Below are 22544 nucleotides of genomic sequence, written 5' to 3'. Positions count from 1 at the left end.
CGGTCCCCGTCCCGGTCAGACGGCTTCGCCGCGGGCCATCACGGCTGCTTCGAAGTCCCCGACGGTTTCGCTGTCGAAGACCGTGTCGGGAGAGACCCGGATACCCAGCTCTCTCTTGACGCGGGTGCATATGCGTACCGCTTGGAGCGACGTGCCGCCGAAGTCGTAGAAGCTGTCGGAGGGCTTCAACTCATCGGCTCCGAGGACCTCAGCCATGATCCTGACGACGGAAGCGCTCTCAGCGCGCTGCTGCTCGGACACCTTCATCTCGCATCCTGCCGATTGATGGAAGGTGCCCATTCTGACCCAGATCCCGCGCATACGTTCGGCCGAGGCGCCCTCGGGCGACGCCTCGGCCTCCTGATGTCAGGCCTTACGGGACCGCGCGGCCGTCCTCTTGGCCGCGGCCGTCTTGGCGCCGGCCTTCGTCGCGGTCTTGCTCCCGGCCTTCGTCCCGGTCTTGCTCGCGGTGGTCTTCGCCGCCGTCTTGCGGGCCGTTGACTTCGTCCGGCCCGACGAGGCCGCGTCGCTCATCCGCTCCCCGTCGAGGATCTCCCGCAGGAACTTTCCGGTGTGGCTGGTCGAGACCCCGGCCACCTGCTCCGGTGTGCCCTCGGCGATGACGAGCCCGCCGCCGTTGCCACCCTCGGGTCCCATGTCGACCACCCAGTCCGCCGTCTTGATGACGTCCAGGTTGTGCTCGATGACGATGACCGTGTTGCCCTTGTCGACCAGCCCCGACAGCACGTTGATCAGCTTGCTGATGTCGTCGAAGTGCAGCCCGGTGGTGGGCTCGTCCAGCACGTACACCGTCCGGCCCGTGGACCGCTTCTGGAGTTCGCTGGCGAGCTTCACACGCTGGGCCTCGCCGCCCGAGAGAGTCGGCGCGGACTGGCCGAGCCGCACATAGCCCAGACCCACCTCGTTGAGCGTCTTGAGGTGGCGCGAGATCGTCGGGACGGCCTCGAAGAAGTCGAGCCCCTCCTCGATCGGCATGTCCAGCACCTCGGCGATGGACTTGCCCTTGTAGTGGACCTCCAGGGTCTCCCGGTTGTAACGCGCTCCGTGGCAGACCTCGCACGGGACGTACACGTCCGGCAGGAAGTTCATCTCGATCTTGATGGTGCCGTCGCCCGCGCAGTTCTCACAGCGTCCGCCCTTGACGTTGAAGGAGAAGCGCCCGGGGAGATAGCCGCGGACCTTCGCCTCCATCGTCTCGGCGAAGAGCTTGCGCACATGGTCGAAGACCCCGGTGTACGTCGCCGGGTTGGACCGGGGCGTACGGCCGATGGGCGACTGGTCGACATGCACGACCTTGTCGACCATGTCGTCCCCGTCGACCCGGGTGTGGCGGCCCGGCACCGACTTGGCGCCGTTCAGCTCACGGGCCAGGTGCATGTAGAGGATGTCGTTGACCAGGGTCGACTTGCCGGATCCGGAGACGCCCGTGACGGCGGTGAACACGCCGAGCGGGAACGACACGTCGATGTCCTGCAGGTTGTTCTCCCGCGCGCCGTGCACCGTGAGCCGCCGCTTGGGGTCGATCGGCCGGCGGATCTCCGGTGTCGGGATGGCCTTCTTGCCGGACAGATACTGGCCGGTGATCGACTCCTCGTTGTCCAGGAGCTCCTTCAGCGTGCCGGTGTGGACGACCTTGCCGCCGTGCTCGCCCGCCCCGGGACCGATGTCGACGATCCAGTCGGCCACCTTGATGGTGTCCTCGTCGTGCTCCACGACGATCAGGGTGTTGCCCATGTCACGCAGCCGGATGAGGGTCTCGATCAGCCGGTGGTTGTCGCGCTGGTGGAGACCGATGGACGGCTCGTCCAGCACATAGAGCACGCCGACAAGCCCGGAGCCGATCTGGGTGGCGAGCCGGATGCGTTGAGCCTCGCCGCCGGAGAGTGTGCCAGCCGCGCGATTGAGCGAGAGATAGTCCAGACCGACGTCGACCAGGAACCTCAGCCGTTCGTTGACCTCCTTGAGGACCCGCTCGGCGATCTTCTTGTCCCTGGCGTTCAGCGTCATCTTGCCGAGGAAGTCGGCGCACTCGCTGATCGACATCGCGGCGATGTCGGCGATGGACTTGTCCATGACCGTGACCGCGAGGACGAGCGGCTTGAGACGGGTGCCGTGACACGTCGGGCAGGGCACCTCGCGCATGTACCCCTCGAAGCGCTCCCTGCTGGTGTCGCTCTCCGCCTCCGAGTGCCGCCTCTTGACGAAGGAGACAGCGCCTTCGAAGGACGGGGTCGTGTACGCCCGCTCGCGGCCGTACCTGTTCCTGTACCGCACCTCGACCTGGGTCTTGTGCCCGTACAGCAGTGCCTTCTTGGCACGCTGCGGCAGTCCGGCCCACGGGATGTCCGTACGGAAGCCGACGGACTCGGCCAGTCCGCCGATGAGCCGGCCGAAGTACTCCCTCGTGTGGCCGTGCGACCACGGGTGGATCGCACCCTCGTCCAGCGACTTCTCCTCGTCGGGGACGATCAGCTCCGGGTCGACCTCCATACGGGTGCCGATACCCGTGCAGTCCGGACAGGCGCCGAAGGGCGAGTTGAAGGAGAAGGAGCGGGGCTCCAGCTCCTCGAAGGACAGGTCGTCGTACGGGCAGTACAGATGCTCCGAGTACATCCGCTCGCGCTCCGGGTCGTCCTCCGGGAGGTCGACGAAGTCGAGCACGACCATGCCTCCGGAGAGCCCGAGCGCGGTCTCCACCGAGTCGGTCAGCCGGCGCTTGGCACTGCCCTTCACCGTGAGCCGGTCGACGACCACCTCGATGGTGTGCTTCTCCTGCTTCTTGAGCTTCGGCGGCTCACTCAGCTGGATGGTCTGCCCGTCGACCCGCGCCCGGCTGTACCCCTTGGTCTGGAGGTCCGAGAAGAGATCGACGAACTCACCCTTTCGCTCCCTGATCAGCGGCGACAGCACCTGGAAGCGGCTGCCCTCAGGCAGCTCCAGGACCTTGTCGACGATGGCCTGCGGCGACTGGCGGGTGATCGGCCGGCCGCACACGGGGCAGTGCGGCTTGCCGATACGGGCGAAGAGCAGCCGGAGGTAGTCGTAGACCTCGGTGATCGTGCCGACTGTCGACCTGGGGTTGCGGGAGGTCGACTTCTGGTCGATGGAGACGGCCGGCGAAAGGCCTTCGATGAAGTCGACGTCCGGCTTGTCCATCTGGCCGAGGAACTGCCGGGCGTACGAGGACAGCGACTCGACATAGCGACGCTGTCCCTCGGCGAAGATCGTGTCGAACGCGAGGGAGGACTTGCCCGACCCGGAGAGCCCGGTGAAGACGATGAGGGAGTCACGCGGGAGGTCGAGCGAGACGTTCTTGAGATTGTGTTCGCGAGCGCCACGGACGATGAGACGGTCGGCCACGCCGGTCCGCACCTTTCTGGAGAGAAGCAGGGGGCGGAGCCCCCGTTCCAGAGTAATGGGGGTCGCCAAATCGATGGACTGCCAGATGGAATGACCCGGGTCACTGGGGCACCGGGCTGCGAGGACTCCTGGTCAGGATGCCGCTCACGAGCTTATAGCACGTGCATTCGATTTACCGCAGCTTACGGCTGCCTTCACCCGAAGGAGTGGCCGGGCTAGGGTCGGCCCCATGCTCGATCATGCGCGCGACCTGGAATCCCTACATGAAGCGACCGAGCGGCTCCTCACCGCAGCCGCCGGACTGGACAACGCCTCCCTGGCCGAGCCGTCACGGCTGCCGGGCTGGAGCCGCGGTCACGTACTGGCCCATCTCGCCAGAAACGCCGACGCACTCGTCAATGTGCTCGAAGGCCGGCCCATGTACCCGGACGCCGTCACCCGCGACAGGGACATCGAGCGGGACGCCCCCCGGCCCCTGGACGTCCAGGTCGCGGACGTACGCGCCACCGCCGAGCACTTCCGGCGGGTGGCCGCAGTCCCCGCCGACTGGGCACGCACGGTCGCGCTCCGCAACGGTGTGACGGACGTCGCCGCCCGGGTCCCCTTCCGCAGGCTCGTCGAGGTCGAGCTGCACCATGTCGACCTGGGCATCGGCCGGGAGCTCGAAGACCTCTCCGACGACTTCACCGACCGGGAGACCGACTTCCTCACCGAGCGCTTCGCCGGGCACCCGGACGTGCCCCCGCTCGCCCTCACCTCGCCCGACGGGCGCACCTGGCGCACCGGCCGCGCGGACGGCACTCCGGCGGCCGTCACGGGCCCGGCGGCCGAGCTCATGGGCTGGCTCGCCGGCCGTCGGGACGGTGCCGCACTGAAGACGTCGGACTCCTCACTGCCCGTACTGCCGCCGCTATAGGCTGAGTCGTATGACCTACAACGGAGCCGTGAAGCTCGACGGACCGGCCGATGTACACGAGTTGACCGACCTGATGATCTCCAAGGTCGCGGTCGGCGCGATGAACAACAACGCGTATCTGCTGCGCTGCCGGGCCACCGGGGAGCAGCTGCTGATCGACGCGGCGAACGACGCGGGCACGCTGCTGACGCTGATCGGTGACGACGGCATCGCCTCCGTCGTCACCACACACCGGCACGGCGACCACTGGCAGGCGCTGGCCGAGGTCGTGGCCGCCACCGGCGCCGAGACGTTCGCCGGACGGTACGACGCCGAGGGGATTCCCGTCCCGACCGAGGTGCTGGTCGACGACGGCGACAGAATCCGGGTCGGACTGATCGAGCTGACCGCACGCCATCTCGTGGGTCATACACCGGGCTCGATCGCGCTGGTCTACGACGACCCGCACGGCCACCCTCACCTCTTCACGGGCGACTGCCTCTTCCCGGGCGGCGTGGGCAACACACATCAGGACCCCGAGGCGTTCGCCAGTCTGATCAACGACGTCGAGACGAAGCTCTTCGACCGGCTGCCGGACGAGACCTGGGTCTATCCGGGACACGGAGACGACACCACGCTCGGGGCGGAGCGCCCGCAGCTCCCGGCCTGGCGCGAGCGCGGCTGGTAGACACACGGAACCGGGGCGAGCGGCTGGTGCCACTCGCCCCGGTTCGCTGTCTCCCGTACGTCGCGCGGTGCCCGGCGTACCCGGCGTGCGCCGTACGGTCGGACGGTCAGGCGTCTATGTCGGCCTTGCCCTGACCGTCCTTGCTGTCCTTGCTGTCCTTGTTCTCGACGCCCTCGGCCGCCTCGCGCTCCGCCTGCTTCTTGGAGGCGATCAGGCTGGTGATCGTGGTCACGATCAGCACACCGCAGATGACGGCGAGCGAGAACGAGATCGAGATCTCGGGGACATGCACCCCGTTCTCGTGCAGAGCGTGCAGCACGAGTTTGACGCCGATGAAGCCGAGGATCACCGACAGGCCGTAACTGAGGTGGACCAGCTTCCTGAGCAGGCCGCCGATCAGGAAGTACAGCTGCCGCAGACCCATCAGCGCGAAGGCGTTGGCGGTGAAGACGATGTACGGGTCCTGGGTCAGACCGAAGATCGCGGGGATCGAGTCCAGCGCGAACAGCACGTCGGTGGTACCGATGGCGAGCATGACCACCATGAGCGGGGTCAGTACACGCTTGCCGTTGTTGCGGATGAAGAGCTTCGTACCGTGGTACCTGTCGGCGACACCGAAGCGCTTCTGGACCGACTTCAGGAGTCGGTTGTCCTCGATCTCCTCCTCTTCCTCACCCGCGCGCGCCTCCTGGATGAGCTTCCAGGCGGTGTAGATCAGGAACGCGCCGAAGATGTAGAAGACCCACGAGAAGCTGCCGATGATCGCCGCGCCCGCCGCGATGAAGACCGCGCGCAGGACCAGGGCGATGAGCACACCGACGAGCAGCACCCGCTGCTGGAGGTGCGAGGGCACCGAGAACTTCGCCATGATCAGGACGAAGACGAAGAGATTGTCGACACTGAGCGACTTCTCGGTGATGAATCCGGCGAAGAACTCGCCCGATGACTGGCTCTCGCCGAACACCAGCAGGCCGATGCCGAACAGTGCGGCCAAAGCTATCCAGACGACCGTCCAGATTCCGGCTTCCTTGATCGACACGTCATGGGGCTTGCGCCCGATGAGGAAGTCGACCCCGATCAGGGCACACAGACCAAGAACGGTCAATGCCCACGTCAACAATGAAACGTCCACTGCGCCTCCGGCGTCGTACGGCTACTGATCAGCGTCGTCGCTGCCGGAGGTCTCTTCCACCCGTGCGTCTCATCTGCGCCGGCGGGCCGACGCCCCGGGACCGATGGCGGTCCGTATTGACGGGTACGTCGCGGTGCGGGAGTACTCCCCTCCGTTCAAAGGAGAGTACAGGAACCACCAAGAAAAGGTAAAGTTCAAGGTCAAGCTCGCGCAAAGGCACAGGTCAGGCGCTCTTCAGCGAGCTGGGGCGGATATGGCCACCCGGATGGGCCGTACGAGTACCGGGAGCCCGGACGAGTCAGCGGCGCCAGGCGCGGCGGGCCTCGGCGACCTGTTCGAGCACCCGTCGGAGTATCTGGCTCCCCGGCGGCATGGTCAGCGGCTCGAACGTCCACGCGTGGCCCACCCAGGGGTCGGCGAGGTGGTCGTCGGCGACCGGGGTGATGCGCAGCAGCGAGCGCCACAGCGGGTCGAGCACGGGCCCGTACGCGCTGGCGTCCTCCCGGTCGGCGACCATCATCAGATGGACACCGACGGCCGGGCCCTCGTCGGCGAGATAGCGCAGCTGTGTGACGGCTCGGTCGTCGAACCCGTGCGGGAAGTCGTTGACGATGAGCAACTGCTCGGCGGTGTCGAGATCGGGCGGCAGGGAGTCGGCTGCGCCGCCCCTGATGGCCATCTGGACCAGGTCCACGCGCTGGGTGAGCCTCGCGAGGACGGCGGAGACGCCCGCGGCGCCGCTCGCCGGCGGCTGGTTCAGCACACCCGAGCCAACCAGCGGGGCCAGGGACGCGGCTGCCGCGCCCGCGGCGTCGATCACATGGACGGTGAACTCACCCGGCGGGTAGGCCGCGAGGAGACGGGCGGCATGCCCCACGGCGTTGTCCATGGCGAGCCTGCGCAGCTGCCCCTCGTCCAGCATGAGGGCCGCCTCCGAGCCCGACCTGCCGCTGTCGATCCACAGACCGCGCTCCAGCGGGAGCCGGACCAGCATGGGGATCCGCAGGTCGGTGCGCTCGGGGAGATGCAGATCGCCGAGGCGCAGCGCCATCGGGTTGTCCATCGGAACGCGGTAGGCGTGCCAGACGGGGTTGTCCCAGCGGGCGTACGCGGGCGGCAGCGCGGGCTCGACGACCTCGGTCTCGGCGGCCAGCTGGCCGAGGTCCCGGTCGAGCGCCTCGCGCGCCTGGTCGGTGAGCTGGTCGCGCTTGGCGCGGGCGACCTCGCGGGCCGCGTCGCCGGTGCCGCCTATCCGGCTGCGCGGGTCGGACAGGACACGGTCGAGCTCCTGGTCCATCCGGGACTCGGCGAAGTCGACGGCGCTGCGGTAGGCGGCGGTGGCGCGGGCCAGGTCCTCGAACATGCCCCACACCTGGTTGTACAGGCGCTCCTCCATGGACCAGCCGGTCGCGTCGCCCGCGACCGGGCGGGACGCCTGGCCCGGCTGGGCCGGCGGCGACGCGGGCGGCGGGGTGGGCGGGGTCGTGGTGCGGCGGCCCGGGTGCGTGTAGTTGACCCGTCCGCCCGTGGTGCCGTGCGCGGCGGCGGCGGGCTGCTGGCCCTGGCTCTCGGGGCCGGTCGGCCCCGGGCCGGGGGTGCCCGGCAATTGGTGCGGCGTGGCGCCTGCGCCGGAGGTGATCCCGGCGCCCTGCGTGGCTCCCGCGCCCGCGGCTCCCGCGGCGCCGCCGGCGCCCGCGGCGGGCTGACCGGGCTGAGTGGCCGTGGCGGACCTGTCGGAGCGGACACGTACGCCGTCGGCCGTGCCGCCTGTCAGGGGCGCCTGGATCGCGCTGGCCATGTGCCGGGCCACCGCCTCCTGGATCCCGGAGGCGAATTCGCGGGCCCCGGGCAGGCCCTGGTCGCGGAAGAGCTCGGCGAGTCCGCCCGCGTACCCCTGGCCGACGGCGCGGACCTTCCAGGCGCCCTGGCGCCGGTAGAGCTCCAGCGCGACGACGGCGGACTCCGCTTCGAGGTCGGTGATGGTGAAGCTGGCGATCTCGGCGCCGTCCGTGGAGGTGACGGCGGCGAACGGGGCCGCGGTGGCGCCGAACCTGGACGGCCCGCCGCCTCCTTCGGGGAGCGCGAGCAGCACGTGCACCAGATGCGCGCGGTCGGGCACGGCCTCCAGGTCGACATGGAAGCGCAGCCCCGCGGCGGCCTGCCGCGACACCTCGATGCCGGGCAGGGTGGGCGAGCCGGGGTGGGCGATCCACTCGACGCCGAGGACCGTGCCCCGCTCGTCGCCGAGGGTGGCGCACGCCAGGACCGGTGCCGCGGCCGTCACCCGGATCTCCAGTCGGCTGTGGGGCAAGGGGTGGTTCTGCCCCCGGACCAGCTCGGCCGTCATCGCCTCTGTCCCCTCGTCGGTCACGCTTCGGTGCCGCGTAGTGATGTCGTTCGGTGGTACTGCTCGGACTGTGGTGCCGGGTGTGCTGTCTGGTACGGCGTGCGAACCGCTCTGTGGGGCCCGCCCTGTTGTGCTGCTCGGCGGGACCGCTCGGCAAGCGGTGCAGCTCCCGGCGGCCGTGCCTCCGGGAGCTGCGCTTGCGCTGGCGAGCCGTGCCTACAGGTGCGGCAGGATCGCCGGCATCAGGTCCTGGAACGTCCGGCCGTTGGCCGGGTTGCCCAGGGCGGTCATCTGCCAGCCGGCGCCGGCGCGGTGCACCTTGGCCATGATCTGCGCGGTGTACTGACCGCCGCCGTCGAGCGTGTAGCGGGCGAGCTCGTCGCCGTTGGTCTCGTCCACAATGCGGCAGAAGGCGTTCTGCACCTCCTGGAACGTCTGTCCGGTGAACGAGTTCACCGTGAAGACGATCTGGTCGATGTGCACCGGAACGCGCTGCAGATCGACGAGGATCGCCTCGTCGTCGCCGCCCTGACCGGCGCCGCCGACGAGATTGTCACCGGTGTGCCGCACCGAGCCGTCGTCGCTGACAAGGTGGCGGAAGAAGACCACGTCGACCGGCTGCTTGTCGGCGAAGAGCACCGCCGAGGCATCCAGGTCGATCTCGCGGGTGCGCGACCCGAACAGGCCGCGACGCGGGGCGGCTTGCCAGCCGAGCCCCATGCGCACCGCGGTCAGGGTGCCGCCGCCCCTCTTCTCCAGGCTGATGGCCTGTCCCTTGGACAGGTTGACCCCAGGGCCCCCCGGCGCACTGCCCCTTGATACGTCCGCCACGCGCTGTCCCCTCTCGGAAGTTCCCCGCAACCGTCCGTGTGTGCGGTTGTCCCGTACCCTACGCAGTCACACTGACAGCGCAGGAGACTTCGGCCGTTTTTGTGTCGGTCTTGCAACACACCCGGACACGGGGCCGTCAGGCCAGCCCCACTTCCCTCATCTGGCGCAGCTCCTTCTTGAGTTCGCTCACCTCGTCACGCAGCCGCGCGGCCACTTCGAACTGCAGATCCGCGGCCGCCGCGCGCATACGGTCCGTCATCTCCTCGATGATTCCGGCCAGTTCGGCCGCGGGCCGGTCGGTGACCACCGCGCCCTGCTTGCCCGCCTTGGCCGCCCTCGCGCCGGAGAGCGCCGGCACGGGGGCCTTGGCCTGCTTGCCCTCCTTGCCCTGGCGGTAGCCCGTACCCAGCAGTTGCTCGGTGTCGACCTCTTCGCGCGCGATGGTCGCCACGATGTCGTTGATCTTCTTGCGCAGCGGCTGGGGGTCGAGACCTCGCTCGGTGTTGTACGCGATCTGCTTCTCGCGGCGGCGGTTGGTCTCGTCGATGGCCTGCTCCATCGCCGGAGTGATCTTGTCCGCGTACATATGGACCTGGCCCGACACGTTGCGCGCCGCGCGGCCGATGGTCTGGATCAGTGAGGTGCCGGACCGCAGGAAGCCCTGCTTGTCGGCGTCGAGGATCGCCACGAGAGACACCTCGGGGAGGTCGAGGCCCTCACGCAGGAGGTTGATGCCGACGAGTACGTCGTACTCCCCGGCGCGCAGCTCGCGCAGCAGCTCGATACGGCGCAGTGTGTCGACGTCGCTGTGCAGATAGCGGACCTGTACGCCCAGCTCCAGGAAGTAGTCGGTCAGATCCTCGGCCATCTTCTTGGTGAGGGTCGTGACCAGGACACGCTCGTCCTTCTCGGTACGGGCGCGGATCTCGTGCACCAGGTCGTCGATCTGGCCCTCGGTCGGCTTGACGACGACCTGCGGGTCGACCAGTCCGGTGGGACGGATGATCTGCTCCACGTACCCGTCGCCGCGCGAGAGCTCGTACTTGCCGGGGGTGGCCGACAGATAAACGGTCTGGCCGACGCGCTCCTGGAACTCCTCCCACTTCAGCGGGCGGTTGTCCAGCGCCGAGGGCAGCCGGAAGCCGTGGTCCACCAGGGTGCGCTTACGGGACGCGTCGCCCTCGTACATGGCGCCGATCTGCGGCACGGTCACGTGCGACTCGTCGATGACCAGCAGGAAGTCCTCCGGGAAGTAGTCCAGGAGGGTGTTGGGCGCGGTGCCGGGCGAGCGGTCGTCGAAGTGCATCGAGTAGTTCTCGATACCGGAGCAGGAGCCGATCTGGCGCATCATCTCGATGTCGTACGTGGTGCGCATGCGCAGCCGCTGGGACTCCAGGAGCTTGCCCTGCTTGTCCAGGTCCGCGAGGCGCTCCTCCAGCTCCCGCTCGATGCCGTTGACGGCCTTCTCCATGCGCTCGGGACCCGCGACGTAGTGGCTGGCCGGGAAGACGTACAGCTCCCGGTCCTCACTGATGATCTCGCCGGTGAGCGGGTGGAGGGTGGAGAGCGCCTCGATCTCGTCGCCGAACATCTCGATCCGGACGGCCAGCTCCTCGTAGACCGGGAAGATCTCGATGGTGTCGCCGCGGACCCGGAAGGTGCCGCGTGTGAACGCCATGTCGTTGCGTGTGTACTGGATGTCGACGAAGCGGCGCAGCAGCTCGTCCCGGTCGTACTCCTCGCCCACCTTCAGCGGCACCATCCGGTCCACGTACTCCTGGGGCGTACCCAGGCCGTAGATGCAGGAGACGGACGCGACCACGACCACGTCACGGCGGGTGAGCAGCGAATTCGTCGCCGAATGGCGCAACCGCTCGACCTCGTCGTTGATCGAGGAGTCCTTCTCGATGTAGGTGTCCGACTGGGGGACGTAGGCCTCTGGCTGGTAGTAGTCGTAGTACGAGACGAAGTACTCGACGGCGTTGTTGGGCAGCAGCTCGCGGAACTCGTTCGCCAGCTGGGCCGCCAGCGTCTTGTTCGGAGCCATCACCAGGGTGGGGCGCTGAAGCTTCTCGATCATCCAGGCCGTGGTGGCCGACTTGCCGGTGCCCGTCGCGCCGAGCAGGACCACATCCTGCTCACCCGCGCGGATGCGGCGCTCCAGGTCCGCGATCGCCGTCGGCTGGTCGCCGCTGGGTTCGTAGGAGCTGATGACCTCAAAAGGCGCCAAAGTACGTTCGATCTTGGAAACTGGCCGCATGCATCCACCGTACGACCCCCCACTGACAGTCGGGTGTGGATCACCAGTCGTGGACGCCCCGCGACCCGCCCCCGGACCGCCTGGACATCGCCTCCTCGGCGGTTTCCCCGTACGTGGGCTCCCACCGGGCCCGCTGGGCGGGTACGCCGGGCAGAGGGCGCTCGTGGGGTCCCCGGCCCGGCAGACCGCGGGGCAGCGGGGCGTGCCGTTCCCGGCCGCCCGTGACCATCAGCGGGTCGAAGATCACCACGACGGCGGCCAGCAGCAGGAAGACTCCGGGCCCCACCAGCATGGGCCCGAGCAGCGTGGCCGCCGGCTCGCCCCCTTCGGTTCCCTCCGCCGGGCCGCCGGAGGTCCGCAGATGGACGTGGACGGCCGCCATGCCCGTGTAATGCATCCCGGTGACGGCGACGCCCATCGCCACGCTGGCGGCCACGCTCACCAGCATGCCGTGCACGGACGCGGCGGCCCAGAGTGCCGTGGTGGCCGCCACGACGGCGATCACGACGGAGCCGCCGACGGTCAGCGTGTCGTACTCGACGCTGCCCCGCAGACGCATTCCGGCCATGCCCAGGTAGTGCATGCTCGCGATGCCGAGCCCGGTGACGGTGCCGCCGGTGACCAGGGCCATCGTGGTCGCGCCGCGGTAGCCCACGATGAACAGGCCGACGCCGACCATGACGATCGCCAGGCCGAGGCTGGCGAAGGTCGTGGCCCGGTCGTAGGTGACGGGTGTCTCCGCCACGCTGAAGCCCGTCATGGCGATGAAGTGCATCGTCCAGACACCCGAGCCGATCGCGATGGCGGCGAGCGCGAGCCAGCCGGCCTTGCGGCCGCTTTCCGGGGTGTGCAGGGATCTGATGGCGCAGCGCAGGCCCAGCGCGCCGCCGAGGCAGGCCATGAGGAAGGCCGCCACGGGGGTGATCAGGCCGTAGCTGAATCCGTCGGTGGTGCCCTGCATGCGGTACGCCCTTCGCTCCTGATGAGCCGTCTGCGGAAGCGCTGGTTCGGGGGCGAGGGTATGACCAGCGGCACGGCATGCAAACATCAGGTCACCCTTTTGTCGACATGGAGACCGCCCGGGGGCCGGGCTCGGGCGCATTCCGTTCACGTTGTGGCCAACCTTCGCCTGTCGCGTGTTGGCCGCCGGCTGTCACCCTCGGCCCGTCCGTGATCGATCGACGCTAGGAGTCCACGTGTACGCACGCACCTCTGTGACCGCGACCGTCGCGCTGCTGGGAGCCGCCGCGCTGGTTCTGCCGGGAACCACGTCGGCCGCCGCACCGCACACCACGGCCCCGCAGACGTCCCCCGTGTCCGCCCGCCAGGGCACCGACCCGCTGGTCATCGCGCACCGCGGCGCCTCCGCCTACGCCCCGGAGAACACCCTGGCCGCCGTCGACAAGGCCGAGGAGCTGGGCATCGACTGGGTCGAGAACGACGTCCAGCGTACGAAGGACGGTCAGCTGGTCGTCCTGCACGACACCGACCTCAAGCGGACCACCGACGCCGAACAGGTCTTCCCCGACCGGGCTCCGTGGAATGTGAAGGACTTCACCGCCGCCGAGATCGCGCGGCTGGACGCGGGCAGCTGGTTCGGCGCCGAGTGGGCGGGCGCGCGGGTGCCGACGCTGAAGGGGTATCTGGACGCCGTCGAGGACAACCGCCAGAAGCTTCTTCTGGAGATCAAGGCGCCCGAGCTGTATCCGGGCATCGAGAAGGACATCCTGCGCGTCCTGCGCGCGGAGGGCTGGCTGGACCGCGCGCACGTCAGGAACAAGCTCGTCATCCAGAGCTTCGGCGCGGACAGTGTGAAGGCCGTGCACGAGCAGCGGCCCGACGTGACCACCGGATTCCTCGGTGCGCCGGCGGTGGCCGACCTGCCGTCGTACGCGAAGTTCACCGACCAGATCAACCCGACGCACTCCACGCTGACCGCCGAGTACGTCGCCGCCGTGCACCGGCTGAAGGGCGCGCACGGGAAGCGGCTCCAGGTCAGCACCTGGACGGTCAACGACGCCGCGGGCGCGCTGCGGGTGGCCGGGTTCGGCGTGGACGGCATCATCACCAACAACCCCGACGTGGTGCGGGACGCGGTGGGCTGACCGGCCTCGCCACAGGGGCCTCTCTCCACAGGTCGGGGCCCGTTGTCAGACCCTGGCCGTAGCGTTGTCGGCATGAACAGCGAAGCTCGGTCGGTGGAGTGGGCCGTCGTCGGAAGCGACATCGGCCCGCTGCTGCTGGCCGCCACCGGTGAAGGACTTGTGACAGTTGTCTTCCACGCCACGACCGGGCGGCGGGAGACGGCACTTCGGCAGCTGGAGGGTCGGCTCGGGGCCGAGCCCGTCGAGGATCCGGCGGGCCGGCTGGCCGAGCCGATACGTCAGCTGGCGGCCTTCTTCGACGGCACGCTCCGGGAGTTCGGGCTGCCGCTCGACTGGTCGCTGTCGGGCGGCTTCAACCGGCAGGTGCTGCGTGAGCTGGCGACCGGCGTTCCGTACGGCACGGTCGTCGGCTACGGCGATCTGGCCGACCGGGTGGGCAGTCCGGGCGCGGCCCAGGCGGTCGGCGCCGCGATGGGGTCCAACCCGCTGCCGATCGTGGTGCCGTGCCACCGGGTGGTGGAGAGCGGCGGCGGGCTGGGCGGCTTCGGGGGCGGTCTGGAGACCAAGCGGCAACTGCTCGCGCTGGAAGGTGTGCTGCCCGCGCCGTTGTTCTGAGCCGCGTCCCTTGAGCTCGCGCCGCGTGCGCTCCGGTGCTCGGCCCGACGTTTGCGGGGCCCCGTCCCGTGCCAGGGATGGGACATGCCCGACACGACACTGCTGCTCTCCCCCGAGGTACGGGAGGCGCTCGACGCGCGCCGGCCCGTGGTCGCCCTGGAGTCGACGATCATCGCGCACGGTCTGCCGCGACCGCGCAATCTGACCGTCGCCGAGGAGTTGGAGGAGCTGGTACGGTCCGGCGGCGCCGTCCCCGCCACCGTCGCCGTCCTGGACGGCCGGGCCCATGTGGGCCTGGACAAGGACCAGTTGGAGCGGATCGCCGGGGACCCGTCCGTCCGGAAGCTGGGCCACCGCGATCTGGCGCCCGCGCTCGCCACGGGGGCGAGCGGTGCGACGACCGTGTCTGCGACGGCGTTCCTCGCGGCCCGCGCGGGGATCCGGGTCTTCGCGACCGGCGGCCTGGGCGGTGTCCACCGCGACTGGACCAGCGCGCAGGACGAGTCGGCGGACCTGCGGCTGCTCGCCGGGACCCGGATCACGGTGGTCTGCGCGGGCGTGAAGTCGATCCTCGACGTACCGGCCACCTTGCAGCGGCTGGAGACCCTGGGCGTCGGGATCCTCGGGTACGGCACCGAGCACTTCCCGGGCTTCTACCTGACATCGTCCGGGGAGCCCGTCGACTGGACGGTCCGCACTCCTGAGGAGGTCGCGGCGGTGATGGCGGCGCAGGACGCGCTCGGCGGGCCGGGGGCGGCGCTGATCGTCGCCAACCCGGTGCCGGAGGCGGAACAGCTCGATCCGGAGCTGCACGACCGGGTGCTCGCCGAGGCCCTGTCGGACTGCCGGGAGCAGGGCATCGGCGGGCAGGCGGTCACGCCGTTCCTGCTGGGTGAGCTGATGCGACGTACCGACGGCGCGTCCCTGGAGGCGAATCTCGCGGCCGTACGCGGCAACGTACGGCTGGCCGCGCGGATCGCGGCGGCGCGGTGAGCGGTGCGGGCTCCGCGGGTGCCGGCCTCGCGACGGACGGCCCCGGACGCCCTGACGGGAAAGACGATGGTGGCGCGGACGCGTTGCTGATCGTCGGGGACGTCGTCACCGACGTGGTGGCCCGGCACCGTACACCGCTCGCGCACGGCACCGACACCGCCGCCGAGATCCGCACACTGCCGGGCGGCGCCGGGGCCAACGCGGCCTGCTGGGCGGCGGCCACCGGATGCGCGGACGTCCGGCTGCTCGGCCGGGTCGGCACCGACGCCGCCGCGTGGCACGGGGACCGGCTGCGAGCGGCCGGCGTCCGCCCGCTGCTCGTCGTCGACGACGACACGCCGACCGCCACCGTCGTCTCGCTGGTCGACGCCTCCGCCGAACGTACCTTCCTCACCGACAGCGGCGCGGTCCTGCGCCTCTGCGCCGCCGACTGGTCCGACGAGCTGCTCGACGGGGTGGGCAGACTGCACCTCTCCGGCTATCTCTTCTTCGCCGCCACGAGCCGCCAAGTGGTGCGCGCCGCCGTGGAGTCGGCGGTGGCGCGTGGTGTGCCGGTGAGCGTGGACCCGGCATCGGCCGGCTTCCTCGCGCACCTGGGCACCGAGGTGTTCCTGGCGTCGGCCGACGGGGTCGGGGTGCTCCTGCCGAACGCGGACGAGGCCCGGCTGCTCACCGGGGCCCCGGACGTCGAGAAGGCGGCGGCCGAGCTGAGCCGCCGGTTCCCGCTCGTCGTGGTGACGCTGGGCCCCGGCGGCGCGCTGGTGGCGGCGGACGGAGCCGTCACGGCGCGCGTTCCGACCCGTCCCGCGCGGGCCGTCGATTCCACCGGGGCGGGAGACGCCTTCAACGGCGGCTTCCTCGCGGCCCTGCTGACCGGCGCCGGCCCCGCGGCGGCAGCGGCGGCGGGCTGCCGCGCGGGCGCTCTGGCGGTCGCGCTGACCGGCGGCCGGCCACCGGTGCCGTAGGGCCTCGCGGTTCAGCCCTGCCGCAGAGCCCACGCCGGGTGGCGCGGATCGTCCGCCCGTACGAGGACATCGGCGGCCTCGGCGGGGCCGACCTCCCGCTCGTACCGCTCGAAAGCGGGCAGCGTCCACTGCTCGCCCTCGTCGGTGCGGCGGCGGAGCGCGGCCGGTGACAGCCGCAGATGCACCGTGAGGTCGAACGGGAACCAGTGCCCGAGCAGCAGCGGTCCGTGCACCAACAGCACGCCTCCCGGGGGGAGTTCGACGCGGCGGCTGCGGGTCGCGCGGTCGGTCGCCGGATCCCAGAGATCGGGCAGCACCAGGCCCGTCCCGCCCGTCTCCACCGGCCCGAACACCTCCCGCCACAGCGCGCCCGTGTCGAACCAGCCGTCGTAGTACGAGTCGGGCTCGTGCCGCCCGTACTCGTACCGCAGCGACGCGGGCCGCAGGAAGCCGCCGGTCCCGACGACGAGCACCGAGCGGCCCCGCACCCGAAGGGCGTCGGCGAGCGCCTCGGCCGGTACGCCGGGGCGGGCGGCGGGAGCGCCGTCCACCGCCACACGGAGCCAGGGGCTGCCGTCGCCGGCCTTGGTCTCCATGGCACGCTCGGCCAGGACGTCGGTCAGCCGCTCCCAGGTGATCGCTTCGAGTCTCACCGTCCCATCATGGTCCAGGGGCGGTGCCGCGGAGGTGACGGGCGCGTCAGGGAGCGGAAGCGGTCACGGCCTGTGCCCGACCCGCCGCGCCCGGGGCCTACGCCGGGTCGTAGTCCTGGACGCGGCGGCCGTGGCCGCGGTCCGTCAACGCCGGTAGCCGGGTGGTCATTTCCTCGACGATCCGCGGGACGTCAAGCGTCAGCAGCTTTCGGTCGCGCATCAGGATCCGCCCGTCGACGATCGTGGTCAGCACGTCGGCGGAGCGGGCGCTGAAGACGAGAGTCGCCGCGTGGTCGTGGATCGGCTGCGTGTGCGGTCCCGTCAGATCCACCAGGATCAGATCGGCGCGCCGCCCCGGGGCGAGTGCGCCGATCCGGTCGCCGAGGCCGACCGCGCGGGCGCTCTGGGTGGTGGCGTGGTCGAGCGCCTGACGGGCCGTCAGCCAGCCGGGATCGCGCTCCGCCGACTTCTGGGTCAGTCCGGTGAGCGTCATGCTCTCCCAGACGTCGAGGGTGTTGTTCGACGCCGCCCCGTCCGTCGCCAGACCGACGGGCACACCGATCGAGGCCAGCGCGCGCATCGGTGTCATGTCCCAGCCGAACTTGAGATAGCCCTTGGGCGCGGTCGCGAACGCGATGTGCCCGGTGCCCCGGCCGAGTACGACGAAGTCGTCGTCGGTGAGCCCGGTGCCGTGGGCCACGAGCAGGTCGACGTCGAGCAGCCCGGCGCGACGCAGCGCCTCGATGGGAGTGTGGCCGTGCGCGGCCACGCTCGCGGCCGTCTGGTCTCCGTTCTCCGCCGCGTGGATGTGCACCAACAGGCCGTGTTCGCGGGCGAGTTCGGCGGTCGCGGCGAGATCGTCATCGTTCACCGTGTACGGCGCGTGCGGCGCCAGGGAGGTGGTGATGCGTCCGTCGGCGGCGTCCCGCAGCCGCAGCGCGAAGTCGAGGGACCGCTCGCGCCCGGCGGCGCCCTCGCTGGAGAAGAAGCCCCAGCCGAGGTTGGCCCGCAGCCCGCTCGCCTCGGTGGCGGCGGCGATCGCGTCCATGGAGAAGTAGTGGTCGGCGAAGGTGGTGACCCCGCCGCGGATCATCTCGGCGCAGGCGAGCAGGGCGCCCAGTTCGACGTCGCGGTCGGTGAGGTTGACCTCGATGGGCCAGATCCAGTCGTTGAACCACTCCTCGATCGGCACGTCCTCGGCGATGCCGCGAAAGGCCACCATCGGTGTGTGCGTGTGGCAGTTGATCAGTCCTGGCATGGCGAGCTGCCCACGCGCGTCGACGCGTTCGACGGCGGGCAGACCGGCGACTGCCTCCGGCGTGGTGATCGACTCGATGACACCCTCGCGTACGACGATCGCGCTGTCCTCGACGAAGCCGATACCACCGGCCCCGTGGGGGTCGTCGTGCGTCAGCGTGGTGCAGCCGGTGATGACGAGATCGGCGGGCCGGCTCTCGGGAGCGGTGGTCATCGCAGCAACGTACTGGGTGCGAAGGGCGGTGGTCATGCACTCATGCGGGTGGTTTCCGGCGGGATCGGGCGTCTCGTGAGGGTGGCTCGGCGGATGATCACGCGTGTGAATCCGCATGGGGCAGCCCTTGCGGACATCCCGAGAGAGAGCGAAGCCCGCCGTGCCGAACGTACCCACCGTTCCCACCGCCCCGGAGCCGTCCCGGCCGGGCGGCCTCCGTACCTCCCGCGCCCCTCGCACCCCTCGGCAGCGCGCGGGGCTCGCCGTCGCGGCCGCCTCGGTCGCCGTACTGGGCGTCGGAGCCCCCGCCGCGTACGCGAGCCTCGACAGCGAACAGCGCTCGCCCCAGCGGCAGTCGACGGAGCAGCAGCCGACCCGGACCCGCCACGGCACGGCATACGTCGAGACACGGCTCTTCTTCGGCACCGAACGCCCCGACGGCGGGGCCGCTGTGACCGACCGTCAGTTCATGGCGTTCATCGACCGCCATGTCACCCCGGGCTTTCCGTCCGGACTGACGATCCAGGAGGGCCGCGGCCAGTGGCGCGACTCCAACGGCGCGATCGAGCGCGAGCGTTCCTACGAGCTGATCCTGCTGTACCCGGAGGCGGAGGCGAAGTCACGCGACGCCCGGATCGAGCGGATCCGGGACGCCTACGTCCGCGCCCACGCCCAGGACTCCGTGGCCAGGCTGGACGAGCGGACGCTCGCCGACTTCTGAGCGGAGCGGGCGGAGAGCCGTAAACCCCGCCCGCGGCGGGCATTTCTCCTCCATGACAGTTCGCCCACTGCTCCTCCTCGACGTCGACGGCCCCCTCAACCCGTACGCCGCCCGGCTGACACGGCCGCGTGGGTACACGACCCACCGTCTGCGCCCGTCGAACTGGCTCTCCCGCCAGGCGCCGGGATCCCGGCGCCACAGACGCGGGCTGCGGGTACGGCTCAACCCCGCCCACGGCCGAATACTCACCGAGCTGCCCTTCGAACTGGCCTGGGCCACCACCTGGATGCACGAGGCCAACACCATGATCGCACCGGCCGTCGGGCTGCCGGACGATCTGCCGGTCATCGAGTGGCCGGAGCTCTTCGCGAAGGACCCGGACGGCCTCTTCTGGAAGACACGTCCCCTGGTCGAATGGGCGGACGGCAGGCCCTTCGCATGGGTCGACGACATGATCACCGACCTCGACACGACGTACGTCTCGACCCATCACGACGGGCCGGCGCTTCTTCTGCGCATCCACCCGCGACGAGGTCTGCGGGAGCGGGACTTCGCGACGCTGGTGCGGTGGGCGGAGCTGCTGTGACCCGTGCCTGTCACCGGCGCGGGCCCCCGGCTTCCGGAGAAGTCCGGGGGCCGGGGGCCCGTCCGTCCCGCGCAGTACCGCGCGGGCGGTCATGGGGCGGTGTGATCGTCAGAGGTCGGGGATCACCTCGTCGGCACGCCGTCAGCCCGTGAACCCGGCGAGGATCTTGCTGAATTCCCAGGGCTCCTGCTCCGTTCCCGAACAGGTGTCGTCGTTCGGGTACTCGCCGGGACACGGCCGGTCGCGGTTGACCGACCAGAAGGAGAGCCGGGCCAGATGGTGCTCCTGGGCGTAGTCCTTGATGGCGCGGAAGTCGTCGGTGGTGATGGTCTCGCCGACATCGGTGATGCCGTTCATCGAGGACAACCCGCTGTGCGCGTAGGCCTCTTCGTCGCTGTAGCCGTAGGCGTTCTTGACCGCGTTCTTCAGGCCGTCCGTGGCCCGGGCGGTCAGCTCGGCCATGTTCTGGCCCTCGCCGCCGAAGTTGAACGGCATGATCGTCCAGCCGTCGACCTCCAGTTCGGAGGCGGCGGCGCGGTCGATCATGCCCGTGTCCGGGCCGGACTGGTCGCTGGGGAAGGTGACATACGTGATGAGACCCGGGTTGTCGGCCTTGACCTGCTTCAGCGCGTCGATCGTCTTCTGCTGGACGGCCGGGTCGTCGTAGGCGTCGCCCTCGATGTCGATGTCGATCGCCTTCAGGCCGTACGCGTCGATGACCTTCTGGTACGCGCCCGCCAGCGCCGTACTGTCCTGGCACCGTATTTCGAGCTTGTCACCGCCGGCGCCGCCGAAGGACGGGACGATGTCGCCGCCGGCGCCGCGCACCGCTTCCACGGTCCGCTCGTCGACGCCGCCGGTGAGCGGTCGGCTGCCGTCCCATTGCGGTTCGCAACCACCACTGTCGAGCACGAAGGCCATCGTGAACCAGCTGACGCCGGTGGCCGTCATGACCTCGTTCGGGTCCGGCGGGTCGCCCCAGCCGTTGTAGAGGTACGGCGCGACGGCCGGTGGGGCGGCCTTCGGCGCGGACCGCGTGTTCGGGATGTTCGGCGTATTCGGTGCGCCGTTGGCGGTCGCACTCGCAGTCGCAGCCGCGAGGGAGACGGCGCCTGCGGCGAGGGCGAACGCGCCGAAAGCCGCTGTGGAAACGCGCAGGGCACGGCGACGCTTCGCTCGTGTCCCATGGCGTGCTTGGTTGCTCATGGGGCCTTCCGATGTGGGGGGAGGGAAGGTGTTGTACGGCTCGGGCAGGCGGTTGCGTGGTGCTGCCAACAGCCGCTGGGGCCGGGTTAATTCAAAGCTTGAGTTAACTCGTGAGGTCAGAGTGCGTCAAGGGGTTCAGACCGTTGAGAGGCGTTCACCGCTTGACTTCTGCAACGCTGTAAAAGCCCCTCGGCGAGGGCCCGTTGGGGCACCTCACCCGCCCGTTCGGGCACCCGCCGGAACGCCCCGCTCCAACCCGCCGGGACCCTCCCGACCAGGCGGATCGAGACATGCCGCGATTCCGTTCGACCATTGGCATGGACCTGCCCATGATCCTTGGATACGCTCCGGCCGGGGCGGATGAGAGCGCTCTCACCCGCCGGCTGTCCCACTGTTCCAACCCCACGATCGCTGGAACAACCGAAGGGCGAATGCCTTGAGACGCAAGACAGTTGTACGCACCGGCCTGTCCGCACTCCTCCTCGTCGGCACGTGGGCGACGGCCGGGCTCGCGCCCGCGTCGGCCGCCACTCCCGACTCCGCCTCGGCGTCGGCCTCGACATCGATGTCAGCTCCGGCGTCCGCATCGGCGTCGAAGGCGGCCCCCGCCACGTCCGCCGGCCTGCTCACCGCCATGCAGAAGGAATTCGGTCTGACGAAGAGTCAGGCCGTGGCCCGGCTCGCCGCCGAGAAGACGGCGACCGCCGTCGACGGCAAGGCACAGCGCGTGGCGGGAGCGTCGTACGGCGGCTCCTGGTTCAGCGCGGCCGACAACAGGCTCACCGTCGCCATCACCGACAGCGGCAAGGCGGCCGCCGTGCGCGCGACAGGCGCCACGGTCAAGCTCGTGAAGCACAGCGAGCGCGCCCTCGACGCGACCATGAAGCGGATCGACGCGCTCTCCGCGCCGGCCGGCGTCAGCAGTTGGCGCGTCGACCCGAAGACCAACCGGGTCGTGGTGAACGTCCTCGCGTCGGAGCGTGACAGCGAGGCCGTCACCGCGTTCGTCGCGAAGGCCAGAAAGACCGGCCCGGTAACCGTGGCGGAGACGACCCACGCTCCCGCCACCACTGCCGCCGGGACCGTCGGCGGAGACCCGTACTACACGGGCAACGTCCGCTGTTCCATCGGCTTCTCCGTGCACGGCGGCTTCGTCACCGCCGGTCACTGCGGCCCGCGCGGCCAGTCGGTGCGCGGCTGGGACAACTCCGCCATAGGCAACTTCCAGGGATCGTCCTTCCCCGGCAACGACTACGCGTGGGTGAACGTCGCCAACGGCTGGTGGACCGTGCCCGTCGTCCTCGGCTGGGGCAGCGTGTCGGACCAGTTGGTACGTGGTTCCAACGAAGCCCCCAACGGCGCGTCGATCTGCCGCTCCGGCTCCACGACGCACTGGCGCTGCGGCAACGTCCTGGCCAAGAACGTGACGGTCAACTACGCACAGGGCGCCGTCCACCAGATGGTCCAGACGAGTGCCTGCGCGGAGGGCGGCGACTCGGGCGGCTCGTTCATCAGCGGCGACCAGGCGCAGGGCGTGACGTCCGGCGCCTCGGGCAACTGCACTACCGGCGGGCAGAGCTTCTACCAGCCGATCAACGAGATCCTCAGCACCTACGGCCTGACGCTCCACACCGCCTGACCCGGCCGGGCCCCACACGGGCCGCGGCCACCAGGCACCACAGTCGCGGGGGGGGG

General features: G+C 70.1%; 19 protein-coding genes. 9 read left to right on the top strand and 10 right to left on the bottom strand.

The window, feature by feature from the left end:
* Nucleotides 1-15: 15 nt before the first annotated feature.
* Both IEY79_RS18500 and uvrA read right to left on the bottom strand, forming a co-directional pair.
* A complete protein-coding gene (locus IEY79_RS18500) occupies nucleotides 16-267 on the bottom strand; it encodes an acyl carrier protein (protein ID WP_189108622.1) in 252 nt (83 codons plus the stop codon).
* 99 nt (nucleotides 268-366) lie between these two features.
* A complete protein-coding gene (gene uvrA, locus IEY79_RS18495; protein ID WP_189108621.1) occupies nucleotides 367-3381 on the bottom strand; it encodes an excinuclease ABC subunit UvrA in 3015 nt (1004 codons plus the stop codon).
* Between the two features lie 229 nt (nucleotides 3382-3610).
* Here uvrA and IEY79_RS18490 point away from each other — a divergent pair, with 229 nt between their 5' ends.
* Both IEY79_RS18490 and IEY79_RS18485 read left to right on the top strand, forming a co-directional pair.
* On the top strand, nucleotides 3611-4297 hold the full coding sequence (locus IEY79_RS18490; protein ID WP_189108620.1) for a maleylpyruvate isomerase family mycothiol-dependent enzyme: 687 nt from the start codon (nucleotides 3611-3613) through the stop codon (nucleotides 4295-4297).
* A 10-nt stretch (nucleotides 4298-4307) separates the two neighbouring features.
* Entirely contained in the window at nucleotides 4308-4964 is a 657-nt protein-coding gene (locus IEY79_RS18485; RefSeq protein WP_189108619.1) for an MBL fold metallo-hydrolase, read from the top strand.
* A 106-nt stretch (nucleotides 4965-5070) separates the two neighbouring features.
* Here IEY79_RS18485 and IEY79_RS18480 read toward each other — a convergent pair whose 3' ends face one another.
* From IEY79_RS18480 to IEY79_RS18460, 5 genes are all read right to left on the bottom strand, one after another.
* Nucleotides 5071-6096 carry a TerC family protein gene (locus IEY79_RS18480; protein ID WP_189108618.1) on the bottom strand — a complete coding sequence of 342 codons (1026 nt, stop codon included), beginning with the start codon at nucleotides 6094-6096 and terminating at the stop codon, nucleotides 5071-5073.
* 298 nt (nucleotides 6097-6394) lie between these two features.
* Nucleotides 6395-8443: a TerD family protein gene (locus IEY79_RS18475; protein ID WP_189108752.1), complete on the bottom strand. Its 2049-nt coding sequence runs from the start codon at nucleotides 8441-8443 to the stop codon at nucleotides 6395-6397.
* A 216-nt stretch (nucleotides 8444-8659) separates the two neighbouring features.
* The gene (locus tag IEY79_RS18470; protein WP_189108751.1) at nucleotides 8660-9226 is read right to left on the bottom strand and encodes a TerD family protein; all 567 of its coding nucleotides are present in this window, start codon (nucleotides 9224-9226) and stop codon (nucleotides 8660-8662) included.
* A gap of 184 nt (nucleotides 9227-9410) precedes the next feature.
* On the bottom strand, nucleotides 9411-11534 hold the full coding sequence (gene uvrB, locus IEY79_RS18465; RefSeq protein WP_189108617.1) for an excinuclease ABC subunit UvrB: 2124 nt from the start codon (nucleotides 11532-11534) through the stop codon (nucleotides 9411-9413).
* Between the two features lie 40 nt (nucleotides 11535-11574).
* The gene (locus IEY79_RS18460) at nucleotides 11575-12495 is read right to left on the bottom strand and encodes an MHYT domain-containing protein (RefSeq protein WP_189108616.1); all 921 of its coding nucleotides are present in this window, start codon (nucleotides 12493-12495) and stop codon (nucleotides 11575-11577) included.
* A 235-nt stretch (nucleotides 12496-12730) separates the two neighbouring features.
* On the opposite strand from IEY79_RS18460, the gene IEY79_RS18455 reads away from it, so the two are divergent.
* The 4 genes from IEY79_RS18455 (at nucleotide 12731) to IEY79_RS18440 (ending at nucleotide 16212) form a co-directional block, all read left to right on the top strand.
* Nucleotides 12731-13639 (top strand): glycerophosphodiester phosphodiesterase, encoded by a 909-nt coding sequence (locus tag IEY79_RS18455; RefSeq protein ID WP_189108615.1) that lies wholly within the window; start codon nucleotides 12731-12733, stop codon nucleotides 13637-13639.
* A gap of 72 nt (nucleotides 13640-13711) precedes the next feature.
* A complete protein-coding gene (locus IEY79_RS18450) occupies nucleotides 13712-14254 on the top strand; it encodes a methylated-DNA--[protein]-cysteine S-methyltransferase (RefSeq protein ID WP_189108614.1) in 543 nt (180 codons plus the stop codon).
* Nucleotides 14255-14338: 84 nt separating this feature from the next.
* Nucleotides 14339-15247 (top strand): pseudouridine-5'-phosphate glycosidase, encoded by a 909-nt coding sequence (locus tag IEY79_RS18445; RefSeq protein WP_189108613.1) that lies wholly within the window; start codon nucleotides 14339-14341, stop codon nucleotides 15245-15247.
* A gap of 89 nt (nucleotides 15248-15336) precedes the next feature.
* On the top strand, nucleotides 15337-16212 hold the full coding sequence (locus tag IEY79_RS18440) for a carbohydrate kinase family protein (protein WP_189108750.1): 876 nt from the start codon (nucleotides 15337-15339) through the stop codon (nucleotides 16210-16212).
* Nucleotides 16213-16223: 11 nt separating this feature from the next.
* On the opposite strand, the gene IEY79_RS18435 is transcribed toward IEY79_RS18440, so the two are convergent.
* On the bottom strand, nucleotides 16224-16865 hold the full coding sequence (locus IEY79_RS18435; RefSeq protein ID WP_189108612.1) for a nucleoside/nucleotide kinase family protein: 642 nt from the start codon (nucleotides 16863-16865) through the stop codon (nucleotides 16224-16226).
* Nucleotides 16866-16962: 97 nt separating this feature from the next.
* Nucleotides 16963-18336, bottom strand: coding sequence for an amidohydrolase (locus IEY79_RS18430; RefSeq protein ID WP_189108611.1), 1374 nt, complete (start codon nucleotides 18334-18336; stop codon nucleotides 16963-16965).
* Nucleotides 18337-18625: 289 nt separating this feature from the next.
* On the opposite strand from IEY79_RS18430, the gene IEY79_RS18425 reads away from it, so the two are divergent.
* Together IEY79_RS18425 and IEY79_RS18420 are read left to right on the top strand one after the other, a co-directional pair.
* Nucleotides 18626-19057: a DUF3574 domain-containing protein gene (locus tag IEY79_RS18425; RefSeq protein ID WP_229700959.1), complete on the top strand. Its 432-nt coding sequence runs from the start codon at nucleotides 18626-18628 to the stop codon at nucleotides 19055-19057.
* A 52-nt stretch (nucleotides 19058-19109) separates the two neighbouring features.
* A complete protein-coding gene (locus IEY79_RS18420; RefSeq protein ID WP_189108609.1) occupies nucleotides 19110-19643 on the top strand; it encodes an HAD domain-containing protein in 534 nt (177 codons plus the stop codon).
* A 141-nt stretch (nucleotides 19644-19784) separates the two neighbouring features.
* On the opposite strand, the gene IEY79_RS18415 is transcribed toward IEY79_RS18420, so the two are convergent.
* Nucleotides 19785-20849 (bottom strand): chitinase, encoded by a 1065-nt coding sequence (locus IEY79_RS18415; protein ID WP_229700953.1) that lies wholly within the window; start codon nucleotides 20847-20849, stop codon nucleotides 19785-19787.
* Between the two features lie 436 nt (nucleotides 20850-21285).
* Here IEY79_RS18415 and IEY79_RS18410 point away from each other — a divergent pair, with 436 nt between their 5' ends.
* Complete coding sequence (locus tag IEY79_RS18410) at nucleotides 21286-22488, top strand: S1 family peptidase (protein ID WP_189108608.1); 1203 nt, start codon at nucleotides 21286-21288, stop codon at nucleotides 22486-22488.
* Nucleotides 22489-22544 lie beyond the last annotated feature (56 nt).

This window comes from Streptomyces camponoticapitis (assembly GCF_014646115.1).
GTDB lineage: Bacteria > Actinomycetota > Actinomycetes > Streptomycetales > Streptomycetaceae > Streptomyces > Streptomyces camponoticapitis.
The sequence above is the reverse complement of the archived record's forward strand: the minus strand, read 5'-3'. Positions and strand labels throughout refer to the sequence as shown.

Coding starts and splice junctions, on each gene's coding strand:
- IEY79_RS18500 (WP_189108622.1), bottom strand. CDS start 267: ATGAAGGTGTCCGAGCAGCAGCGCGCTGAGAGCGCTTCCGTCGTCAGG.
- IEY79_RS18490 (WP_189108620.1), top strand. CDS start 3,611: ATGCTCGATCATGCGCGCGACCTGGAATCCCTACATGAAGCGACCGAG.
- IEY79_RS18485 (WP_189108619.1), top strand. CDS start 4,308: ATGACCTACAACGGAGCCGTGAAGCTCGACGGACCGGCCGATGTACAC.
- IEY79_RS18475 (WP_189108752.1), bottom strand. CDS start 8,443: ATGACGGCCGAGCTGGTCCGGGGGCAGAACCACCCCTTGCCCCACAGC.
- uvrB (WP_189108617.1), bottom strand. CDS start 11,534: ATGCGGCCAGTTTCCAAGATCGAACGTACTTTGGCGCCTTTTGAGGTC.
- IEY79_RS18460 (WP_189108616.1), bottom strand. CDS start 12,495: ATGCAGGGCACCACCGACGGATTCAGCTACGGCCTGATCACCCCCGTG.
- IEY79_RS18450 (WP_189108614.1), top strand. CDS start 13,712: ATGAACAGCGAAGCTCGGTCGGTGGAGTGGGCCGTCGTCGGAAGCGAC.
- IEY79_RS18445 (WP_189108613.1), top strand. CDS start 14,339: ATGCCCGACACGACACTGCTGCTCTCCCCCGAGGTACGGGAGGCGCTC.
- IEY79_RS18430 (WP_189108611.1), bottom strand. CDS start 18,336: ATGACCACCGCTCCCGAGAGCCGGCCCGCCGATCTCGTCATCACCGGC.
- IEY79_RS18420 (WP_189108609.1), top strand. CDS start 19,110: ATGACAGTTCGCCCACTGCTCCTCCTCGACGTCGACGGCCCCCTCAAC.
- IEY79_RS18415 (WP_229700953.1), bottom strand. CDS start 20,849: ATGAGCAACCAAGCACGCCATGGGACACGAGCGAAGCGTCGCCGTGCC.